This window comes from Paenibacillus sp. J22P218, from assembly GCF_056269195.1.
Window position 1 is genome coordinate 344,060 of the sequence record NZ_JBWDNL010000005.1, and the last position, 23,124, is coordinate 367,183.

General features: G+C 52.7%; 14 protein-coding genes. 2 read left to right on the forward strand and 12 right to left on the reverse strand.

Going from position 1 to position 23,124, the window contains the following annotated elements; genetic code table 11:
- Positions 1–2 precede the first annotated feature (2 nt).
- From AC0YN0_RS22635 to AC0YN0_RS22690, 12 genes are all read right to left on the reverse strand, one after another.
- Positions 3–458 (reverse strand): hypothetical protein, encoded by a 456-nt coding sequence (locus AC0YN0_RS22635; RefSeq protein ID WP_475823290.1) that lies wholly within the window; start codon positions 456–458, stop codon positions 3–5.
- Between the two features lie 607 nt (positions 459–1,065).
- Positions 1,066–1,851, reverse strand: a complete 786-nt coding sequence (locus AC0YN0_RS22640; protein ID WP_475823482.1) for an alpha/beta hydrolase — start codon at positions 1,849–1,851, stop codon at positions 1,066–1,068.
- A gap of 50 nt (positions 1,852–1,901) precedes the next feature.
- Positions 1,902–3,182 (reverse strand): glycoside hydrolase 5 family protein, encoded by a 1,281-nt coding sequence (locus tag AC0YN0_RS22645; RefSeq protein ID WP_475823291.1) that lies wholly within the window; start codon positions 3,180–3,182, stop codon positions 1,902–1,904.
- Between the two features lie 26 nt (positions 3,183–3,208).
- Positions 3,209–5,851 (reverse strand): glycoside hydrolase family 2 protein, encoded by a 2,643-nt coding sequence (locus tag AC0YN0_RS22650; RefSeq protein ID WP_475823292.1) that lies wholly within the window; start codon positions 5,849–5,851, stop codon positions 3,209–3,211.
- Between the two features lie 12 nt (positions 5,852–5,863).
- On the reverse strand, positions 5,864–6,694 hold the full coding sequence (locus tag AC0YN0_RS22655; protein ID WP_475823293.1) for a carbohydrate ABC transporter permease: 831 nt from the start codon (positions 6,692–6,694) through the stop codon (positions 5,864–5,866).
- Positions 6,695–6,697: 3 nt separating this feature from the next.
- Positions 6,698–7,582 carry a carbohydrate ABC transporter permease gene (locus AC0YN0_RS22660; protein WP_475823294.1) on the reverse strand — a complete coding sequence of 295 codons (885 nt, stop codon included), beginning with the start codon at positions 7,580–7,582 and terminating at the stop codon, positions 6,698–6,700.
- Positions 7,583–7,717: 135 nt separating this feature from the next.
- Positions 7,718–9,055 carry an ABC transporter substrate-binding protein gene (locus AC0YN0_RS22665; RefSeq protein ID WP_475823295.1) on the reverse strand — a complete coding sequence of 446 codons (1,338 nt, stop codon included), beginning with the start codon at positions 9,053–9,055 and terminating at the stop codon, positions 7,718–7,720.
- Between the two features lie 442 nt (positions 9,056–9,497).
- A complete protein-coding gene (locus AC0YN0_RS22670) occupies positions 9,498–10,556 on the reverse strand; it encodes a LacI family DNA-binding transcriptional regulator (RefSeq protein ID WP_475823296.1) in 1,059 nt (352 codons plus the stop codon).
- A gap of 538 nt (positions 10,557–11,094) precedes the next feature.
- Entirely contained in the window at positions 11,095–16,950 is a 5,856-nt protein-coding gene (locus AC0YN0_RS22675) for an S-layer homology domain-containing protein (RefSeq protein ID WP_475823297.1), read from the reverse strand.
- A 54-nt stretch (positions 16,951–17,004) separates the two neighbouring features.
- Positions 17,005–17,880 (reverse strand): carbohydrate ABC transporter permease, encoded by an 876-nt coding sequence (locus tag AC0YN0_RS22680; protein ID WP_475823298.1) that lies wholly within the window; start codon positions 17,878–17,880, stop codon positions 17,005–17,007.
- A 13-nt stretch (positions 17,881–17,893) separates the two neighbouring features.
- Complete coding sequence (locus AC0YN0_RS22685) at positions 17,894–18,853, reverse strand: ABC transporter permease (RefSeq protein ID WP_475823299.1); 960 nt, start codon at positions 18,851–18,853, stop codon at positions 17,894–17,896.
- 26 nt (positions 18,854–18,879) lie between these two features.
- On the reverse strand, positions 18,880–20,511 hold the full coding sequence (locus tag AC0YN0_RS22690; RefSeq protein WP_475823300.1) for a type 2 periplasmic-binding domain-containing protein: 1,632 nt from the start codon (positions 20,509–20,511) through the stop codon (positions 18,880–18,882).
- A 437-nt stretch (positions 20,512–20,948) separates the two neighbouring features.
- On the opposite strand from AC0YN0_RS22690, the gene AC0YN0_RS22695 reads away from it, so the two are divergent.
- A complete protein-coding gene (locus AC0YN0_RS22695; protein WP_475823301.1) occupies positions 20,949–21,878 on the forward strand; it encodes an ABC transporter ATP-binding protein in 930 nt (309 codons plus the stop codon).
- 1 nt (position 21,879) lies between these two features.
- Positions 21,880–23,010 carry an ABC transporter permease gene (locus AC0YN0_RS22700; RefSeq protein ID WP_475823302.1) on the forward strand — a complete coding sequence of 377 codons (1,131 nt, stop codon included), beginning with the start codon at positions 21,880–21,882 and terminating at the stop codon, positions 23,008–23,010.
- Positions 23,011–23,124 lie beyond the last annotated feature (114 nt).

A 23,124-nucleotide genomic window follows, 5' to 3' on the forward strand; every position in this document is an offset into this window, starting at 1 on the left:
TGTCACAGTGTATTTAAAGGTATTGTTGCTTTCTTTAATTCCCCTTGTTCGTCCAGGTGTTTCAATGTTAGATCAACATCTTCTTTACTCATACTCTTTACAATGATTAGATGTTTAATATTGAATCCTGGAGGTTCTAGATTGGGTTTCTCGAAATATCTTACTAATCTTTGCGGCGTCGTTATAAGGCACCAACGTCTTTCTCCATTACTAAAAATCATCGTTACTTCAATGAGATCAAAGTCGTCTAAATCATCATCAAATTTCCAGTGTCCAAGGACGGGGACCTCAACCTCTCCCTCTGTGAAATAATCCTTGCTGATCCACACTCTTTTATTGTGGTTTCCTATCACTCTATATTTATCCTCATCTTCTGCTACGACTAGATAAACATTACCTCTTGTTATTGCGTGGCCATACACACCAATACTTGTGCATGTAACCAATCTTTCATCCATAGAGTCACATCCAATTTCAATAATTGCTTCTATTTGAATATGCGTTAGAAACTTTAAACTGTCTCACAATGAATTAGCTCATTCCCCATAAAATGTCACTCAATGAATCTGTACTTTGGACTTTCCATTACGCCATTTCCAAGAGTATCAGAAGCCTAATCAGCTAAAATACAAGATCACCTTTTCGTTACAATAAGTTCCATGGAATTATCCTTCCAGTATACCAGTTGTGCATTTTTTGGAATACAATAAAAAGGCAGTTTCAGCAGCAAATCAACTATGACTGACCAATCAGCATTCGAATAAAATACTTTGCACTAGATTAGCTGGAATTTCTCCCGTTATTTCAGTGCTCCCCGTCTACTTTTTATTAAATAGATGGAATACCTCCCGTTAATATCATCGATCTTCAATCAGATGGGGGAATATCACAGAAAATAACTTGAGAAATTCCAGTTATTCTGCATTTCCACTTGTTATTCAAATAAATAACAGGAGTAATTCCCTCTATTCCAATACAAAGAAACTGGTATGTTCGTTAATTGTGCCCTCGCAGCAAAAAACCGCATCTCCTCGCGCTGCAAGCGCAAGGAAATGCGGTCTTTGTCTATTTTCCAATAGGCAGCCACTGAAGTGTGCGCTGGACAGTCATATCCCAAAACGCCCAATCGTGGCCGCGGCCTTCGTACTCTTCATAAGTCAGATCGATTCGATTCGCGAACTGCTCATGGAAAGCTTTATTCACTTCAAAGTTATGATCGGCCGTGCCGCAAGCCTGATAGAAGCTAGGAAGCTTCACGCCCGCCTCAAGCCGCTCTTCGAGCAACCAGGACAAGTCGTTCTCGCTGCGATCGTATTCTTCAACGGTCCCGAGCGATAACTTCGCCATTCGCAGCAGAATGGAATGAGCTGCAGCAGGACTGTCGATCAGTCGATTCCGCTGACTAAGGCTGCCGGATAGACTGGCAACGGCAGCGAAGCGCTCGGGATACGTAATACCGAGCTTGAATGCGCCGTAGCCTCCCATGGATAACCCCGCAACGAACGTATCTTCTCTTCGGTTCGATAGCGGGAAGAACTGCCTCATCAGCTCCGGCAGTTCCTCGCCGACGTAGGTGAAGTAATCGAGACCCCGTTTCTGATTCGCATAAAAGCTGTAATGGACGGAAGGCATGACGACGACCAATCCTAGATCGGACGCATAACGCTCGATAGCCGTATTTCTACGCCATGCTGTATGGTTATCCGACGCGCCGTGCAGCAAGTATAGTACCGGATAGGCAGGCTTTCTGCACTCGCCCTCTAATCCTCTCCCGCCAACAGACTGCTGGGGGACAATGACGTCAACCGAGGTTGCCATCCCTAACGACTCCGCGAACAATTCTACCTGCATTAGTGCCAAGACGCATCATTCCTCTCTCTTAACCTCTAACTCTAGTTCTACTAGAAAGGAGACGAGAAGTAAACGTCCGAATACGAACCGGCTATACCGGATAGATTATGTGCCTTCACTCTATAAAAAGCGGCTTTCGTATGCACGCGAGTCGGATCGATCCAACTCTCGGCATGATCGGCTTCGCGCTTGTCGTAGACGACCATCCACGGTCCTTCCTCGCTAGCCGTCGAACGCTCGACTGTATAGTAGGCACTGCCGGCAGATCCGCGCAGCACAAGCACCAAACCCGCTTGCAAAATATCCGGTGGCTGCGGCACAACATGCTCCGCCACCTCTAAGCCCCTCATGCGGAACGCATGGCCCCGCAACTCTTGCACCCGATTCAAAACGTCTTCGTTAATACCCGTTCCTGGATAATGGACGGAGAAGCCGTCATAATGTTGAACATAACCGCCGTTATCGCCATGCGGGAATAACGACCAGAACAGCGTACCCGTTACTGCTTCTTCCGCCTCGGCAGCAGCAGTGAATGCCCATAGATCGGCATCCGGCCAGCCGTATTCGCCTTGGATGTATACCTTGCCCGCCGCCTGTACCGCACGCGCGTCCGCTACCGTTTTCTCAGCCGATGCCGGATAGTAATGAACATCCATAATGTCCAGGCACTCTACCTCAAGCTTATCGGCATCCAGATGGAACTGCTTGCCGTGCGCGACGAGATGGTTGCCATCCAAGCTCTTAATATAGCTCGCAATATCCGTTACCCACTCCACGGTTGCGTTGTTCAACTCATTGCCAAGCTCCCACGCCATAATCGTAGGGTCATCCTTGTAAGCAACGCCTGTTACCGTGTTTACGCGAGTAATGACCTGTTCGACGTAAGCCTTGAACATTCGTATGCAGCCTTCGTTCGTATAGAATTGATCGGCATCGTCCAAGCCGTTCCAACGTGCGAAGGTCAGCCTTCCGCCGTGATAGTAATCCCAGTTGCAGACGAAAGGAATAATGAGCTTCAACCCGCGCTTCCCCGCCTCGGCAATGGCGAAGTCGACACGGCGGAACGCTTCCTCGTTATACACGCCGGGCTCGGGCATAATCGCCTTCGGATTGCCCTGCGACGCGCCGAGCGTATGGGAGCGAACAATATTCGCCCCCATCTCAAGCGCCGTATCGAGCGCATCGATCACCCGATAAGGAGTCGGCCAATCTACGCCGTTCACGTTCTCATCCAGCCCAAGCCAGTATATATTGGGACCGGCGAAGCGGAACGACTTGCCGTCTAACATCAGACGCGAGCCTTCTCTTGTTACAAATGTAGTTGAACTCATATCTAATCAATCCTTGCTATTTGTAATTAATCATCGTTGCTGCCAAAAGCATATATCTTTATTTCCGGCAAAATCTCTCCCTGCGCTGATTGCTCGCCATCCTCCGTCAAAAACAGTTCTCCCGCCTTCCTCCGGCAGATCATGCGAACAATGCGACTTTCCCCGGGAAATAAAGTGAAGTAGGCATCGCTTGCTGTGATCCAATACAGATCTGTTTTCTCTTGCGGATAAGTATGAAGCGCTGCTGTCGTTCCTTTATTCTCGATCAAGTAACTCCGTTCCAGCACGCTAGCGCCTGCGCCAACTTCGGCGGAAACCAGCCGCCACGTCTCCAGCGCCGTCATTGCAATTGCCGCATTGCCCTGCGTCAAAGCTGGTTCATACAGTGCCCCTTCATGCGTGGAGAAAATATAAGGAACTAATGAGTCCACGCTTCTATCCGGTAACCCCATACGAAGTCTAACGTAGAAGAGACCGTCATCCGTTGAAGGCACCGGGCAATCAAGCTCGCCTAGACATACGACAGCGTCAGGTCGGCTTATCCCCGACCATGTGCCACTATGAAGCAGCGCTCCTGCCGTATTCAGTACCTCCGCATGGACGGTCACCGGTACGCTGATCCCATCCGTTGCTGCATAGACGGGCAACGTCAACCGTTCCCCAGTTGCATAATGAAGCTTGCGATAGCTGATCCACGCATGATTCGGCGCGAATGAATGGCGAGCCCAATAATACGCCATCTTCGTCTCGTTGTAGTAATCAACGAGATTCGTGCAGCTTACATTCGGCCATGGCTCGTTCAACTGCCAGATGAGACTGCCGCTATTGCGGAACGCCCTTCGCCGATTGGCCTCCAGAATAAATCGTAAGCCCTCGGCTTGCATCCACTGGCTCATATCCGCGAATAGCGGGAGCGATTCGATCGAGCCGAACATCTCTAGATCGCGGTCATACGTATCCCACCATTCCCCGTGATGCCGCCAGACGAGACTATCCCTCATCGATACCGGCTCACGCCAGCGCTCGCCGATGAACTTGCGTATGCTCTTCACCGAGCTTAAGCCGTCGACGCCGAACTCGCTATGGAAGAGATGGTCGGCATCGCTGTACAGCTCGTAATGTCCGGGATTTCCTTGATACTTCCAATGGCCGTGCACATCATGGCTGAAGCCCTTCTCATGCGTGATATATTGCACTGGCCCCGACGCCGATGTCGGCAGGAACAGCCGTTGCCCGTCATGCTCGGCGACGAGCGCCTTCAGCATCGCCAGATTCTCGTCCTCGTAGGTGGACGGGACGTTCGGCGCGCTCATCAGCTCATTCCCGCCGCTCCATACGGCGAGACTAACATGGTTGCGCCGTGTCTTAAGCGCCTGCACTGCAGTCCGACTAATTAGCTCCAGAAATGCCGGCTTCTTGGACGGCTCGTTGTCGACCCCGGAGCTCGACTGGATGAACTCCTGCCAGATCATCAGCCCATGCCGGTCGCACAGTTCATACAAATACGGCTTCTCGATAATGCCGCCGCCCCATATGCGGAGCATGTTCATATTCGCTTTCTTAGCCAGATGAACGAGCCATTCATAACGCTCAGCTCCGACGTTGCCGTATAGATGGTCGAGCGGCGTCACGTTCGCCCCGCGAATATAGATGCGCTGCCCATTGATGACAATCGTATAAGGCAAGGCGTCATCCGAGCTGTCCTCGTTCTGCACATAAGCAATAGATCGGATGCCGACCCGCTGCTCCCAAGCGTCATATAACACACCGCGGCCGATTATCCGCGCATGCAGCTCATATAGCGGCTGCTCGCCGTAGCCGTTGGGATACCAAAGCTGCGGATTGTCGATCGCAATCTGGAACGTCACCTTTTCCAAACTAGAACCCACTACGACATCCGCTACGCAGCTTCCGACTTCCTTGCCCTCTGGGCTAACAACCGTCACATGCAGCTTCGGCTGATCACCAACAGCAGTATCTCCATTCCCGGCAGTCGAATCAACTGTGAAGCGCATATCGACCAAGCCTCGCCCGCTTACCGCATCCACATCCGTATGAACAGCCACTTCATCAATCGAATAGGCTTGTTTAACCTCTAGTACGACATCGTCCCACAAGCCAATATTCACGAGCCGCGTAGAGAAATCCCACTTATAATTGAAGCGGCTTTTCTGCGTGAACGTTTCCGAGGTTTTGCCGATCTGCCCCATCTCGTCGGGAGCATGCTTCAGCACGATGAGCAATTCTACGCTCTCGCCCTCCGCGCTCAGACCCGTTACCGGAAATTGGGCAGGCTCATACATCCCGCGATGCTCCCCAAGCAACCTGCCATTCCAATAGATAAGCGCCTCGTAATCGACTCCTTTGCATACAAGATCGACGGCATGCGCCGAAGCTTCAATAGCTGGCATCGCGAACTCGGTTCGATACACCCACCACCGATTTTCGACCCATTCGCAGCGGATGCTGCTCAAGTCCTCGTACGGGTTCTCGATGAGCCCAGCCCGGAACAAGTCCTGATGAACGCCTCCCGGTACGGTCGCCGGCATCCATTCCGTCACGCCGAGCAGCTCGTTGCCGATCTCCATGCTCGTCCCCTTCAGCGGAACCCAAGGCCAGAAGCCCTTCAGCTCCCAATGGCATCCGCGAAGCGACAACTCCTTAGGCATAGCCCATCCCCCCTAGCCCTTCACGGCGCCGTTCATGACACCAGAGAAAATATACTTTTGCAGAAAAAGGTACAGCAGCACGGTTGGAACCATAATGATCAGAATGGCCGCGCATATAAAGCCCCATTCCGCCTGGTTGTTGCCGGCGAAGCGCATGATCGACGTCGACACGACGACCAGCTCCTGCTTCGGCATATAGAGGAACGGAATGTACAGCTCGTTGTATATATTGATCGTTTTCAAAATAATAAGCGTCGCCGTCGCAGGCCCAAGCAATGGGAAAATAATGCTTCTATAGATACGGAATAAACTCGCCCCGTCCATCATGCCGCTCTCGTCGAGCTCGTACGGGATGTTCTTGATAAACTGTAGATAGATATAGATCTGGATGACGTCCGCTCCAATAAACAATAGAATCGGCGCGCCGAGTGAATTGTACAAACCCAGCGACTGGATCAGGGAGAAGACGACGACCTGCGTCGTAATCGTCGGGATGATCGTAGCGACTAGGAATGCGCCCAACACGACATTTTTGCCGCGAAAATCAATCCGTCCCACCGCATAAGCAACCATCGTGCCTAATATCACGTTGCCGATCAAGGAAGCGACAACAATAACGAGCGTATTGCCAAAAGCATCAATGATGTTCGCCCGGTCGATGACCGTGGCGAAGTTGTCGAAGTTGAAGAAGCTCTTCGGAAGCGCGAACGGGCTTGCGTTCTCGTTCTCGCCTTTGAATGCGTTGACGAACACGACGTAAGGCGGGAACAGCACGACGAACACCGCGACTGCCAGCAGGACGTACTTCAGCCCGTGGACCAAATCCCATTTTTTCGCCGACATGCGTTATTCCCCCTTCCGGTTGATGACTGTATTCTGGATGCCCAGTATGATCGCGGTAATGAGCAGCAGCACGACGCTCATCGCCGATGCCAAGCCGAAGTTGTTGAATTGGAAAGCCGTCTCGATCGTCTTCATGAGGAACGTCTCGCTGGCACCGGCCGGTCCGCCCTTCGTCAGCACGAATGGCAGATCGAATACCGCTAGCGCCCCGCTCAAGGTTAGGAACATGTTAAGCTGAATGATTTTCGTCAAGTTAGGCAGTGTGAGGTACCATAAAGTCTGGAATCGATTCGATCCGTCGATCTTGGCGGCCTCGTACATATCGCCCGGAATCGACTGCATCGCGCCCAAGTAGATGACCATGTTATAGCCCATGAAGCGCCAAAAGCCGATCGACGCGAGCGAAAAGTTAACGATCGACGTATTGCCAAGCCAGCTTTGCTGCAGCGACTCCAGGCCAAGGAAGCCGAGGATCGCGTTCAGCGAGCCGTTCGTCGTATCGAACACATATTGGAACATAAAGGCGACAGCCACTGCGTTCATAATAAAGGGAAGAAAGAGCATGACGCGGAACACGTTTCTTCCTCGAAGTGTCGAATTGAGAATAACGGCAAATAGAATTGCGATAATGTTCTGAATAATACCGATAATGACGTATGGAATCTGATGCAGAAATACGCCGAACAAGTCTGGATTTCTGAATACTTCCTTATAGTTCTCGAAGCCGAGCCAATGGCTCGCATCGCTGATGCCGTCCCAGTCGGTGAAGCTCAGGTAGACGAGTCGGACGGCTGGATAATACGTGAATAACAAGAGCAGCGCGAGCGGAATCGCGAGGAAACTCACGAGTATAAGCTTTCGCTGCGTTTTGTAGGGCATGCTGTTCATAGAATAGGTTCACTCCATTTCCTTTCATTACGAGGGCGGATACATTCAGCCGCTCAAAGCAAGAAGGTGGATTACCCGGCATTCCCGCCCGATAACCCACCTTCGCCTCTCGAAGCTGCGTTTAAGCGCCTTGCCTTACTTTACGATCGCTTTTTTCGCTTTTGCCCACTCTGCGTTGTACTTGTCGAGAATCTTCTGCGGATCCTTCGCCAGCACGAACTCTTGAGCGAACGCTTCCTTCGTAATTTGAGCTTTATTCACGATTTGCGTCGTTACTTCATCATCGGATACGGCTTCGATATAAGTCGGATTGAAGCTGTTGAATTCAGCCAATTGAGCCACGTTCGGCGCTTTGTCCTTCAGTACCGGAATGAAGCCCGCGAAGTCGTCGAAGCCTGATTCCTCCAGCATCCATTTCACGAACGCTTTAGCCGTTGCGAGGTTTTTGCTGTCTTTGTTGACGCCATAGCCCCAGTCCGGAGCAAGTGCAACGTTCAGCTTGCCGGAATTGTCATACGGTAGTGGGAAGAAGCCGACATTGTCGTCCGTCGTACCGCTTTGAACCACTTGCGGAATAACCCAGTTGCCAAGCATGAACATCGCGAACTTGCCGCTTGCTACATCCTTCTTCGATTGCTCCCAGTTCGTCGAGTTAACGTCCGGCTCCAGGTAGCCTTTCTCGTACATCGTGCGGATAATCGTCATCCCTTGACCGTAAGCGTTGTCCATCTGGTAAGGAGCGTCGGAATCTTTGCGCTCATTGTTCAGATTCGCATTGCCGGCGATCGAAGTCGGCACTTCAGAACCCCATGGGTAGAGCGGCCATTGATCCTTGAAGTTGGATGCCAACGGCACGATGCCTTTTGCTTTCAGCTTCTCGGCTGCTGCGTAGAACTCGTCGAGCGTTTTCGGAACGGCCGTAATGCCCGCATCTGTAAACGCTTTCTTGTTGTACACGATGCCAGTCGTCGTCGCGCCTGCCGAGATCCCGTATACTTTGCCGTCATAGGCTTTATAGTCTTTGAAGTAGATGCGGTCGTTCAGACCCAAGTCGTCCAGCGGGGCAAAATATTTCGGTAGGTCCGAGTTCGGAACTGTCGGAATAAGCACAACGTCAGGGAACTCGCCGGAAGCGATACGAATCTTCGTCGTTTGGTCCAGATCGGTAACCGCCTCGAACTTCACGTCCGCGTTCGGATATTTTTCTTTGAAGCGTTTTGCGTAGTCCACGTACTCCTTGTCAACCATGTCCGTACGGTTCGTCAGGAAAGTGATCGTGCCGCTAATGTCTTCGCCGCCAGCTTCTTCACCGCCGCCGTTGTTCGCCGGAGCGTTCGTGCTGGTATTGTTGCTGTTGCTGCCCTCGTTCTTGCCATTGCCGTTACCACTATTGCCGTTTCCGTTGCCGCCGCACGCTGCCAGAATAACCGTCAGCATGACAATCGTCAGTAAAGACAACATCGATTTTTTCATGGTGTTTCCCCCTAAAAAATTATTATCGATTACACTTATGAACTTTAACATACTGAAACTTTTAATTCAACATATTTTAATTTAATTTAACTAAATTTATATTTCTAAGTTCTTCCGTAGGTTAGCCGCCGATTTCTCCGCTTCTCACGAACCGGCAAACTACCGTCCCACAAAATAACTGGAAACACTGCTGTTATTTCACCACGTTCTCCCCCTGTTCATGTAATAGCTGGATTAACTCCCGTTAATTCAGTTGGAATTTTCATTAACTCGATAGATTGCTGAAATTAACGGGAGAGAATCCAGTTATTTTTCTGTAGTCTCGATATTCCGTCGAATTAGCGGGAGGCAATCCCGTTATTTTCTCTAATATCTGCTACAAATCCACGCAAAAAAACACCTGCCGCGATGACAGGTGTTCCTCTAGTTTAATACTTTAACGCTACTCGATCTCTTTGACCGAGGCGCGCTCCATCAGTGTCGTTGACAGCAATACATGCTCCGGCGTGCTGTCGGGGTTCTCGATCCGGCGTATGATCATAAGCGCGGCGCGGCTGCCGATATCGGCCTTTGGTACGCGAACCGTCGTAAGCTTTGGATGCATGAATTCGGTCAGCGTCAGATCGTCGAAGCCGATGATCGATACGTCGCTCGGACAGCTTAGGCCTGCTTTGCCCAGCGCCTTCAGCGCTTCGAAAGCGGTCAAGTCATTCGCGCAGAACAGACCGGTGACGGGATCTGTTCCCTTCACCTGCTCCTGCAGCGCCATATCGAACTCGTCCGCTACGTACATGCCTTTGCCGCTGACGCCAATGCCTTCAATGCTGCAGAAGCTCGCTTTCCCCTTCTCGGCCGCCGTGCCCTTCCGGTTGAAATCCCGGATCGCTTCCTCGAAGCCGCGGCTCCGCTCCCTGAAGCTCCACGACGTATCCGCATCGCCTACGAAGCCAAGTCTTCGGTGACCGGCCGCAAGCAAATATTCCGTCGCTTGATAAGCGCCAAGGAAGTTGTTCGCCAGCACATGATCGATCGACGCATCAAGCAAATTCGCATCCACCATCACGAAGGGGAAGCTGCTTGCCTTGAGCGCCTCGATATAGCTGTCCGGCAGATGTCCCATCACGACGGCGCCGTCCACCTTATTCTCGTAAATACTTGAAGGAAGCCCCTCTCTTGGCTGGAGCGCGATATCAATGCTCGACAGAATCATGCTGAAGCTATGATTCGCCAGCTCCTTCTCGATGCCATGAATGACCTTGCCCCAATATTCCATATCGTCCAAATAGGCGCGAGGCATCAATACGGCGAGATTGCCGGTACGTGCGGACGGAGCTGGCCTGCGCGGATTTTTCAATCGATAACCCATCGCCTCGGCCGTCTCCCAGATCGTTTCCTTCGTTCCCTCGTTGACCGCCGGATCGTTGGACAACGCCTTCGAGACGAGCGCCTTCGAGACGTCGAGCTTGTCCGCAATCATTTGGAGCGTAACTTTCTTAAGCAACCGTAATCCCTCCTCCCAGTTCATCTCTCTTAATTACATACAATATAGAATCCTTCAACAAATTTCAACACATAACACACAATTAGCCAAAAAAATATTGCACATGCACACACAAAAGCATCCGTACGCCTTGCAGCTGCCTCTATCCGCCTACCTAAATCAGACTTCAGCTTACAAACACACAGACCCTATTCGCGCCTCCTGCATAAAACCAATGTTTACGGACATCACAAACCCTAATAGCGGCTTTTTCGCTCATTCCTATCACTTGCGGACACAGTTGACCTCATAGAGCTCCATTCCACTATTTTCAGGCCTAATTAGTTTATTCCCGAGCAATTAGTGTCTTGTGAGTCCGTTAGGCGATTCATTTGGGCCGGAACGCAACAGTTAAGGTCATATGTGTCCGCAATGATGGTGTCACTGGCGTGCTGAGGTGTCGCTGGTGTGCTTAGCAGTAGCGACATTCTTCGTGAGCATGCCCTAACCCAAAAAGGGAGACCGGGCATATTCCCGGTCCCCTTATCAGACGCTGCCGCTATTGCTGGAACAGCTTGTAAATGACTTGTGCGCTTTCGGCTCTGGTTGCATTGCCGCGCGGAAGGAAGCTGCCCTTGCTGTCGCCTTGCAGCAGCTTCAGTTCGAAGGCTGCATCAACAGCCGCCTTCGCCCAGCCGCTAATAGCAGCAGCATCCTTGAACGCTGCCGGCTCGGCAACTGCAGGCGCTGGCGTACCGCTGCGCTTCGAATAAGCGCGCATGAGCATAACCGCCATCTCCTCGCGCGTAATCGTCTCGTTCGGCGCGAACGTTGTCGCGCTGCGGCCATTCACGATACCGCCGCGAACAGCCGTCGCTACCGCGGCCGAATACCAGCTATCGCCAGCCACATCGGCAAACGTCGACGTGCCTGTCGCTTCCCAGCCCAACGCGCGGACGAGCATTGCTGCGAATTGCGCACGCGTCACGGTCGCGTTAGGCGCGAACGAAGTCGAACTTACACCCTCAATCACTTGCTTCGCCGCGAGCTCCTGCACCGCAGCGCTTGCCCAGTGCGAGGTTGGCACATCGGTGAATTTTTTGTTGTAGCGTATGATGCCATACGTGCTGAAATGGTTCACATTCGCGCTAAGCGATGTGCCTTCCTTACCATTGCCGGCATATACGATACGTCCATCGCCGCTAACATAGTAGAGCCCGATAAATCCGTCCGCAACGCTAGATGAAGCTTTCAGCTTCACTGTAATTGGCGCAGCGAAGGCAGATAGCTGCTTAACTTCGCCCGCTGCATTAGTAACGGACAATTCAAAGTCGTAGAACTCGCCTGCGGCAATAAGCTCCGCAGCATGGTTCGCGCTTGCCGATGCCAATAGCTTCGCAATACGGTCAGCATCCGCTTTGACCATTTTGATCGTAATGAAGGCATTACCTCGCTCTTCTTCCTTAACAAGCGCTGCCAAATGCCTCAATACCTCAGCCGGAATAACAAGCTTCGCTCCCGCTCCAGCCACGGCAAGATCAGCATCGCCGATCCACTCTGCAGCGCCTGCAGGAACTTGAATGCCAAACGCATTCGCAGCTAGCGACAATACGTCATCTTTCATTGCTGCAGCGATATCGGCTTGTGAGTAAGCTTTTGGCTTGCCGGTCTCTTCAGGCGCTGTTCCCCCGCCCGAGTTGCCTCCGCCGGACTCTTCGCCTTCGCCGTCCCCAGGTCCGCCGCCCGTCAGATTACCGGTACGGATCAGCTCTACATCGTCGGCAACGATCCAGCTTCCCGCAACCGAATCCGAGTAGAACGAAATCGTAAGCTTGCCATTCTTCACCTGAATGCCGCTAATACGCTGCTGTACCCAAGTGGATTCACCTTGCTCAATGGCATCGCTAAGCATCGCGCCGCCGTAACCGCTCGCTCTCATTTCCGCCTTCGCCTGGCCGCCCTTCGATCTCGTCCAAGCCCGCAGCTCATACGTGCCTTCCTTCAAACCCGTCACTTCCTGCGACGTCATAATCTTATAGGCAACGTCTTTCCAATGAGCGAGCTGATAGCTGCCGGAATGGCTGGACGCCGATGCTTCCGTCTTGGCCGTGCCGTCCGTCACAACATCTCCCGCTTCATTCACGCTAACCCATGAGTCTGGCAGCATCGCGCCAGACGACGCGTCTACCGTGAAGCTCTCGAAGCCGCCGTTAACCGCGTAGTTGATGTTGCCGATCTTCGTCAGCGACACATCGTCGACGGAGATCCAGAAGTCGCCCGCGGTGCTCTTCGAGCGGAACGCGATCGTAAGCTCGCCATCCGTAACTGCGATGCCCGTTATCGTCTGCTTCAACCATGCGCCTTCACCCGCTTCGATCGGTTCGCTCACCGCAGCCTCACCAGACGCCGCAGCCGTCATCTCCGCAAGCTGGGGATTGCCGTCCTTCGAGCGCGTCCAAGCGGTCAGCTCATAGATTCCTTCAGCCAAGCCCGTCACCTTCTGCGAAGAGATGGCCTCATAAGGGCTGCCGTTATAATGAACGAGCTTGTAGTCGCCCGTACGCGCGTTGCCCTCCAGCTTCACGATGCCGTTCGTGATATTATTACCCTCTGCATCCTTATGCGTCCAATGCTTAGGCAGCAATGGCCATGCGGCCGCATCGACGACTTCATCGAAGCTGCCGTTCAAGCTGTAATTGGTCGTATCGACCGGAGGCTCTTCCGTGCCGCCGCCGTTCTCGATTTCCTGATACGTATTGCCCGGTACGTTCACATTCACCGTTATCCTATCCGAGACAATAGCCGTCTCGTCATACAGCTCGATCGCCGCGCGAATCTCGCGGCCTTCCCCGTTCACCATACGCGGAATGTCATAGCTCCAAGCACCTTCTTCATTAATCAGAGCATTGAACTGCTGCTGTCCGACTCGGATCGTGACATACTCGCCCGCTGGACCTGTTCCGCTTACCGTGTAAGGAAACGCTGCTACTACCTCTGCCTCTTCCGCATCGTTAATCGTCACCGACGCATCCGCCAATCGCTCGTTGAACAGAGCGCCGTTAATGTCGTCGATATACACCGTGCCCGAGGTCGCTTTCGTTTTCCCTTCATCCTTGTTGATATAGATGGAGAATGCAATAATGTTCTTGCTGGCATCCGGCACGGCATTTGCGTCCCCGCCATACCAGCTCGGATGTCTGAACTTCGCGAACGGCACGTACATCAGCCTTGCGTCCGTTCCTTTGATCGTCGTCGACGTCTCCCAGAACTTCCCGTCCTCCGTCGTGAACTGAATGACGAGCTTGTTATACGAGTCGTCCGGTTTGAACCACATCGAGAATCCGTCATAACCCGACAGGTTCAAGTAATTCGGGTTCAGCGTGGCGCCAGCATAACCGGCCGCAGCTACATCGTAATCGAGCTTAAGCCCGTAAGCGCCTTCCGATTTGTGCTCGCCCGTAAGCGACACATCGAACTTGCCGCCGCCCGAATTCCGGCTGTATGCCTTCTGCACAAGCGTATCGTAGCCGCCGTAGCTCTCGTAATTGTCCAGCTTCGTCGCGCTCGCCACCCGAATGTCGTCCAAGTAGATCGTGCCGCCGTTCGCGCTTGCCGCAGCATCGGAGCTGACATAGATGGAGAACGACTGAACGTCGCCCATATCCATACCCGCGACCGGCGTATCCCAAGAAGTCTGCTCGAATTCATCATACTTGATCTGAATCGTGCGCCCTTCCGTTCCGGACAGCGCCTTCTCCGCTTCCCATACGGAATTGTCGCCCAGCTTGAATCTGAAACGCAGCTTGTTGCCTGAGTCATCCGGTGTTACCCATGCCTGCAAGGCATCGAAGCCGGACAAATCCGCTCCTCCGAGCTCCTTCGTCAATCCGGCATAATAATTGGCGTCAAAGCCGTATTCCACCTTCATGCCGTAGCTTCCACCGTTTTTGACGACACTCTCAATGGATGCTTCAATAGCGTCGCCGCCGGCATCTGCCGTATAGGCTTCCTTCAACTTCTCATCGTTGCCGAAGTAATACTCCCCATCCTCCAGCACGTTAACTGGCGGTTTATCGGTGAGCGGAATCATATGCTTGCCATAACCGATTTCCACCCGCGTAACGGTCAACCCATCGTCCCCCGATCCTGCCGGGAAACTCACTTTCAAGTAACGAGTGCCCGTCTTCACGGCAAAATCGGAATAAATCGTCGTTACGCTGTCATCCTCGTTCACGATCGACTGTACCGCAGACTGCACCTCCGTGAAGTGCACGCCGTCAAGCGAAGCCTCGAAGGTTAGCGGAGCAGCGCCAGCCGCCGCGGATTTACTCATGACCCGATACGAATTAATGTCGCCGCCCGTACGGTACTGCACATATCCCGCCTCGGCGTCTTCTACCGTCAGCGCTCCATCCACCACTGCCATATTCGCGCTCATCGCATCTGGTAACTCCGCAAATTCGGAATCCACGATAAAGCCGCCGCGCGTTATCGGTTCAAGCGGCACATAACCTTCCCCGTCATACAAATACTCCAGTTCCACGCGATCTACGCGAAGCGAGGAATTTCCCGGGATGAGCAGCTTCACGAAACGTGTATCCGCTGGCAAATCCGACAGCGTATACACTTTTCCATCCGCATCATCAGCTACGGAGACACTCTCCTCGGGCGCCTCTGCAAACCCGCCATTCGTCGCGGAGATCATAAACTGCGGCACGCCGCCTCCAAGCGTTTTCACCGCAAGACGATGAATCGGCACAGGCGAGCCGTAAGTCAAATATCCGAACTCGGCTCCCGTTACCGAAGCCTTGAAGCCGACACCTTGCTCATTCCATACATCTGCATTCGTTACGAGATTTGCAGAATGATCGTAAGCATATACTTTCCGCTTCTCGTTATCGTTATAGAGCAAGCTAAGCTCATCCGTTACGATATGCGTCGCCGTCGTCTCTACGACATTCGACCAATCGGACGCCCCGCTCTCATTAACGCCTCTTACGCGGTAGTAGTAATGCTCGCCGGTAATCGCCAACTCGTCATGGAACGCAGGCGTTCCCGCTCTGCCGCCATCGGAGAAGCTCTCCTCCACCGTTACCCAATCGTTACCGTCTCTAGAGCGCTGAACCTCGTAGCCCGCCGCACCGACCGAGCCCATCCATTTCATATTCGCGACCGAATCGATATCGAACAGCACGGGCGCATTCGCAGGGACGGGAATAGCCGGTACGTCGCTATCTTTCTCTCTATCATCGATATTCATATAGTGCGCGTACTTATAAACCGTGCGTATAATGTTCGTCTCGTCATACCAATCGCCGGAAGAGAAGCCAGGCCAATGATAGGAAGACCAGTTGCCCGGGTCCTCGTCATGCCAAAGGAAGCCGCCGTCGTCCTTATGCGGGCGAAGACTCCAAATCATGACGCCGCTCGTACCGTTCTGCAGCGCCGTATTGAACAGCGCGTCGACCGGAGCCGCCTTCGTATACAAGCCGAATTCGCCGAGAATATAAGGTTTCTTGCCCGTCGCCGAAGCGCGGTCCGCATTGATTTTATCGATAAAATTGCCCGTATAAAAATGGTTCCCCACCACGTCGATATTCGGATCCGCGAGCGAATCCGGATGGATCGCGAACCGTCCGTCCAACACTAGCTGCTCCGGCTGCTCAGACTGAATATACGCCGCCATCTCGGTCGTCCACGCCTGCGGGAATTTATCCTGGTTGTAGCCGCCAAGCTCGTTGCCCGTCTCCCAGGCAAGAATCGCCGGATCTTCCTTGTACACCACGCCCGTGTATGAGTTGACGCGGTTCATCGTATAGCTGATGACCTGCTTGAAATCCGCTTTGATCGCAGGATCCGTGTAGAAATTCCATGCGTCAGGGTCGTTCGCCGCATCGCCCGAGATCGGGTAGCCGCGGAACGCCGCATAGCTCTCGATGCCGCCGGTCCACTGCCATTGGTCAACGAACGGGATGATGACCCGCACGCCGTATTGATTCGCCAAGGCAAGCAAACGGTCGAGCTTCTTGAAGTTCTCTTCGTCGAACTGCATGACCCCGTCCTCGTCCGGTCCCAGCACATAAGCGCTCGAAACATTCGAATTGTCATATCGCTTAACCGGCAGCACATAGCTGCGCGTCACTTTGCCGCCCATCTCCGCCAGCGTGCGAATCGCATCCTCCTGCGCGAACGGCGTATCGCTAATGCCTCCCGGATAATTGAGCGACGCGAACCGGAACAGTTCTCCGTTCAGCGTCAGCGTATCTTTCGTCTCCGCATCAACCTCGACGAAGCCGTCCAGCACCGATCTCCACGCTTCTCCGGTCTCCCCCTGCTCCTCGGCCGCAGAAACCGCCCCTACTGCAATCGTATTGAACAAAAGCACGATAAGCGTTAACCATGTTATTTTTCTCAAAACCGTATTCCTCCTTTATTGCCTTTCTATCCGCATAAGCCGCAATCCGCCATCTCAACCTTTCACCGACCCGATAAGCGCCCCTTTGACAAAATGTTTTTGCAAAAAAGGGTACACGAGCAGAATCGGGATGCTCGACACGATAATCGAAGCCATCTTAATCGTGAACTCGTTCACGTCTCCTTGGTAACTGACCGATATGCCCGCCTGCATAATGGCAGCGGACGTATTGCTGATCAGATCCTTCAGCACCATCTGCAACTGCCACATATCCTTCTCCGTCACATACAGCACCGACGAGAAGAAGTCGTTCCAATACCAGACCGCAATGAATAGCCCAATCGTGGCCATTACCGCATTCGACAGCGGAAGCACGATGCGGAAGAAGACGGTCAAGTCATTCGCCCCGTCGATCTTCGCCGCTTCCTCCAACTCATCGGGAATGCCGCGGAAGAAGCTCTGCATGACGAAAATATTCCACGCCCCTATCGCAGCCGGCAGTATAAGCGCCCAATAGGTATCGATCATATGCAGTTCCTTAATCAGCAGATAAGACGGAATAAGACCGCCGCTGAACAGCATCGTGAACAGAATGAGGAACGAGAAGAGCATTCTGCCGCGAAGCCTCCGCTTCGAGATCGCATAAGCGGTCGTCGCCGTAAGGAACGTACCGATAACCGTTCCGCCGATCGTCGTAATAACCGTTACTTTGAAGCCCGACAAGATCGACACATTTTGCAGCACCGCCTCATAAGCCGAGACCGAGAAGCCGGCCGGCTTCAAGAAGAAGCCGCCGTCTGCCACATATACCGGATCGCTGAACGAGCCCATTACCATATACCAGAACGGATAAAGCATCAGCAGCATGACTGCGATGAAGAACAAATAGTTCACGTACGAAAAAATTTTCTCGCCTACAGATAGACTCAAGTTTGCTCCTCCTTTACCACAGGCCATCCTGCCCGCTCAGCTTCACCAGCTTGTTGACGGACACGATCAGCACCATAGCCACAAGCGACTTGAACAGGCCGGCCGCCGTTGCATAGCTGTAGTTCGCTTCCTGTATGCCGACCCTATACACATACGTATCGATAATGTCGCCAACCTCGTAGACGAGCGGGCTGTAGAGCAAGAACACTTGCTGGAAGCCGGCCTCCAGGATGTTCGCGAGACTGAGGATGACCAAAATAATAATGACGGGTCGGATAGCCGGCAGCGTCACATGCCACATTTGGCGAGCTTTGTTCGCGCCGTCCATGCGGGCCGCCTCGTACAGATCGGCGTTCACCCCGGCAATCGCCGCCAGATAGATGATCGTTCCCCAACCTACCTCTTTGTACACGTCGCTAATGACGAGTATCGAGCGGAAGTAGGAGGTGTTCCCGAGAAAATCGATCGGATTCCCGCCAAACTTCGCAATCACCGTATTAATCAGGCCGTCTACCGGATTCAGGAAAGAAATGATGACGCCCGAGAAAATAACCCAGGACACGAAATGCGGCAAATAGATGATCGATTGCGTCACTCGTTTGAACGCGAGATGCCTCAGCTCGTTCAGCAGCAGCGACAGCACGATCGGAATCGTGAAGGAGGCTGCCAGCTTGTATAGGCTGATGAGCACCGTGTTGCGCAATATTTCGTAGAAATCGGGGGAACTGAACAAGCGGGTGAATTGATCCAATTCAACCCACTCGCTCCCTCCTACTCCCTTGAAAATGTTGTAATCCTGAAAGGCGATGACAATGCCGTACATCGGCGCATACCGAAATACGAGAATGAGCAGCAGACCCGGCAACAGAAGCAGATACAAATATTTGTCCCGTACCAGGTCCTTCCACAGCGTCCTTCTGGAGGCAACGCTGGTCTTACTGACGATAGGCGACGTCTCTCTTAATGCCTCCATTCCGCTTCCCCTCCTGCCTTGCCGGTTTATTTGAACGGCTCAATGTTCGTCTCATACCATTTGTCGTACTCGACATAATCCTGCTGCTGCTTCTCGAATAGGCCGGCAGCTTCCTCGTCGATCTGTTTGCCGCCGAGCTTCTCGTATTGCTTCACGAAGTCGTCGAACGCGCTTGCCGGCTTCTTGCCCGTAATGATGAGCCAGAACAACTCGTCGCGCGCTTTCTTGATGTCCGCCGAATATTTGTCCCACTCCGGTCTGTCGAGCGCTTTGAATACAACGATCTTGTCGCGCATCGGCTGCGACGTCTCCAGCTTCTTCTCGAACAGCTCCGTAACGGCAGGTACGTTCTTGATATTCGCCGCGTCCTTGCGCTGAATATACCAGCCGAAGTTGCCAAGTCCGAGCTTATTGCCTTCGTCCGGCGTAATGGTCGGCGTGAAGATGCCGTCCTTCATCTCGTAATGCTCGCCTTCCTTGCCGAACGCGAGGAGCTTGAATGTATCCGGTGTTGCCATCGTGTTCAGCACTTGAACGGCGCTGTCCGCATCGGCCCCATCCGTTACGACCAAGTAACACCAGCCAATGCGCGGATCGGGTTGATCCGAACCGAAGCCGTCTGGTCCTGTAACGGGATCGATCGCGATATATTCGCCTGTCGGGTTCAGCTTCTTGAACGAAATGGCTGCCGAGTTGCCCGGATTGAAATAATCGACGAAGCGGTAGAACGAACCGACCTTGCCCGATGCGAAAATCTCGTTAACCTTCTCGTCGTCGCTGTTCGCCGCCGTCGACATGCGCGGGTCGATAACGCCTTCCTTATAGAGCGTCTGCAGCAGCTCCAGCACAGGCTTCACTTCCGGCATAACCGAGCCGAACTTCACGCTTCCGTCTTCTTGTTTAATGAAGTTTTCCACATCGACGCCGTAGGCATAGAAGAAGGGAGCAAGACTGCGGTAATAGTTGTCGCCGGACAAGCCGTAGGTGTCCTTCTTGCCGTTGCCGTCCGGATCGTCGTTCGCGAACGCGCGCAGCACCGCGACGTACTCGTCCAGCGTCTTAGGCACTTGCAAGCCGAGGTTATCGAGCCAATCCTTGCGCAGAATCGTTGTCATGTAGCTCGCTTCCGGTACGTCGCCGGGAATGCGGAACATTTTGCCGCTGCTGTCCCAGTGGTAGAACAACGTATCCTTCGAATAATAATTAATGATTTCTTTGCCGTACTTCTGAAGCGAAGGCGTTACGTCTTGAACGACGCCCGCGTCGATCCACTTCAAAAACTCCTTCGTATCGCCCGTCCATAGAATGCCGGGGCGCGTATCCTTCGCGCTCATGAGCAGGTTGATCTTCGTATTAAGCTCCGACCAATCCGGCAGGAACACCGGCTGCACGTCAACCTTTCTGCCCATACTAGCCGCAAGCTGTTCCTCCAGCGTCTTCTCGGCCCACGAATCCGGCGTCTTCGGCCCGGCCATCAGCGCCATGCTGATGGCAAGCGGCGCGGCCGGCTTATCCGTTGCCGCATCATTCGTTGCGGCTGGATCGTTGCCATTCTTGTTACCGTTTACATTATTGCCTGAACCTGAGTTGCCCGAGCACGCCGACAACGCCAGCATAGCCGCCAGCGACGCCGTAATAACTGCATTCCTCTTCTTCATTGCCAATCCCCCGCTTCGTTCGTATTGAGCAAGCATTTCAACAAAAGTTTCAACTTTTAATTGAACACGCTTACATTAGCAACTTCATTGTATTATTTCGTTTCGTATTTGTAAACAAATATTTTAACAAATTTATTTAAGTTGTAATTTTGTTTATATAGCTAAATACCAATTCATTGATGGAAATCCCTTATTACACGGGGTGTATCAATCAAAACGCCGCTTGAAAACAACTTTCAAATCGATTCATCTTGTTTGCTAAATTTTATGTCGTTAACTTTAAGTTGAATTTAGTTGAAATTTAAGTTATATACCCTATCCCCTCTCTCCTCCTACAGACGGAGTCAAATAACGTCCTGTGGACGCTGGGAGGAGTTGCTGGGTTATTTTACAATCGTTCTGTATAGCCAATCGAACATGAAGGAGAGGTAAGCCTTATGCCCGTATTGGAAGTGAACCACCTGCACAAGACGTTCGGGGCGGTTACGGCGGTCGAGGACATTAGCTTCTCGGTCGAAGCCGGAGAAATATTTACGATCATCGGACCGAATGGCGCAGGCAAGACGACGACGCTCGAGATGATTGAAGGGCTCCAGACGCCCGATAGAGGCAGCATTGCCTTCGGCTCGCTCGACTGGAAGCGCAACAGCGACCAGATCAAAATGACGATCGGCGTACAGCCGCAGTCCGGGGCTCTATTTGATCTATTGACCGTCCAGGAAAACCTCGACTTATTCGCCTCCTTTTACCCCAAAGCGACTCCGACTGCAGAAGTGCTCGAAATGATTAACTTGACCGACCAACGCAATAAACATGTGAAAAAACTGTCCGGCGGACAGCGGCAGAGGCTCGCGATCGGCCTCGCCATGATCAACGATCCGACTGTCATTTTCCTCGATGAACCGACAACGGGGCTTGATCCGCAGGCGCGGCGCAATATTTGGGACATCATCCTGAAGCTGAAGGAGCTCGGCAAGACGACAATACTTACGACTCACTACATGGAAGAGGCCGAGAAGCTTAGCGACCGGGTCTGTATCGTCGACCAAGGGAAGATCGTATCGCTCGATACACCATCGGCGCTGATCGATCGGCTGACGAAGGAACGCGAGGTGCGGCTGTCGCTATTGGACGGGGAGAAGGCAGCGGCGGTGACCGAGCAGATGGCACTCTTGCATCCTGCGGTCGCACGGGTGAGTCGGGAAGGTTCAACCTTGTGCATATGGACGGCGCAGCCGGAGGAGACGTTGTACGATCTGTTCGGCTTCACGAAGGATCGCGGCTATCGCACTCAGCAAATCTCCATTCGAGAGATGAGCCTCGAGGACGTATTCATCGCCTTCACCGGCAAGGAATGGAGGGATTGAGTTGAACGGTAACGGCGTGAAGCAATTCAACAAAATGTTCGTTGCTCAGATTAAGATGATGTTCCGCGAGAAGCAGGTATGGTTTTGGAATATTTTCTTCCCCATTATTCTAATGGTGCTGTTTATGATCATCTTCACTGGCGGCGGGGACGATGATTTCAAGGCGACCATCGCTGTATCTCAGCCTGCTCAGACAACCGAATCCGGGCAATTGCTCGAACAGCTGCGCCAAGTTCCCGTGTTTGAGCTGAAGGAAGAAACGCCGGTCAGCAAGGAGCAGGGACTGGATTGGCTGAAAAACGAGGATGTAGACGCATTGATCATATTGCCGGAATCGGAGGATGCTTCCAACCTGGAGCTCATCGTCAATACGAAGAACGAACGAAGCGTAACGACTCAGGTTGTCTCCGGCGTATTGGATAAGTTCATTCAACAAGCCAATCTAGAGGCAGCGGGAGCAGAGCCGGTAATCGGCATGACGATTTCTTCCGTCACTTCCGGCGCAGCAGACTTGAAATACGAGGACTTCCTGCTTACGGGCATGATCGGCTTATCCGTCGCGCAGGGCGGATTGTTCGGCATGGTTGAGCTCGTCGACTTACGCAGGCGCGGATTGTTGAAGAGGCTTCGAATGACGCCGGCCAAGATGGGCCTGTACGGTCTCGCCAGCATGCTTGTGCGCTTGATGCTCGGCATCGTGCAGATCGTCATTTTGTCACTGATCGGTGTATACGGCTTCGGCGCTTCCTTGCATATTAATATTTTCAGTCTTGCTGTCGCTTTCTTCGCCGGCGCTCTCGTCTTCAATGCGATGGGCTACTTATTCTCGTCGTTCAGCAAGACGATCGAAGCCTATATGGGCATGGCGAATATCGCCAGCATGCTTATGATGTTCCTAAGCGGCGTCTTCTTCCCGCTTGAGCAATTGCCGCAATGGCTGCAGCCGGTGACGCAGGTGCTTCCGCTTACTTACTTTGTGGACGGCATACGCGACGGCCTCATCTATGCGGAGAGCGTTACGAACGGCGCCTTCTGGTTGGGCATGGGCATCATGGCGCTATGGGGCGTCGTTTCCTTCCTTGTCGGCGCTCAGGTATACCGAACGAAATCGATTAGCGAAGAAGCGCGATGAGCGTAAAGCCGTAACCGTAATCGCTTTAATTAACGGGAGAAATTCCAGTTAAACATGCCGATGCCAAAAACGCCCCTCTTCCTCATCGCTGCTATGCGATGGGAAGAGAGGCGT

What these genes read in the sequence shown, in the direction of transcription:
- AC0YN0_RS22635 (WP_475823290.1), bottom strand. Translation starts at nt 458, where the DNA reads ATGGATGAAAGATTGGTTACATGCACAAGTATTGGTGTGTATGGCCAC.
- AC0YN0_RS22640 (WP_475823482.1), bottom strand. Translation starts at nt 1,851, where the DNA reads ATGCAGGTAGAATTGTTCGCGGAGTCGTTAGGGATGGCAACCTCGGTT.
- AC0YN0_RS22645 (WP_475823291.1), bottom strand. Translation starts at nt 3,182, where the DNA reads ATGAGTTCAACTACATTTGTAACAAGAGAAGGCTCGCGTCTGATGTTA.
- AC0YN0_RS22650 (WP_475823292.1), bottom strand. Translation starts at nt 5,851, where the DNA reads ATGCCTAAGGAGTTGTCGCTTCGCGGATGCCATTGGGAGCTGAAGGGC.
- AC0YN0_RS22655 (WP_475823293.1), bottom strand. Translation starts at nt 6,694, where the DNA reads ATGTCGGCGAAAAAATGGGATTTGGTCCACGGGCTGAAGTACGTCCTG.
- AC0YN0_RS22660 (WP_475823294.1), bottom strand. Translation starts at nt 7,582, where the DNA reads ATGAACAGCATGCCCTACAAAACGCAGCGAAAGCTTATACTCGTGAGT.
- AC0YN0_RS22665 (WP_475823295.1), bottom strand. Translation starts at nt 9,055, where the DNA reads ATGAAAAAATCGATGTTGTCTTTACTGACGATTGTCATGCTGACGGTT.
- AC0YN0_RS22685 (WP_475823299.1), bottom strand. Translation starts at nt 18,853, where the DNA reads ATGGAGGCATTAAGAGAGACGTCGCCTATCGTCAGTAAGACCAGCGTT.
- AC0YN0_RS22690 (WP_475823300.1), bottom strand. Translation starts at nt 20,511, where the DNA reads ATGAAGAAGAGGAATGCAGTTATTACGGCGTCGCTGGCGGCTATGCTG.
- AC0YN0_RS22695 (WP_475823301.1), top strand. Translation starts at nt 20,949, where the DNA reads ATGCCCGTATTGGAAGTGAACCACCTGCACAAGACGTTCGGGGCGGTT.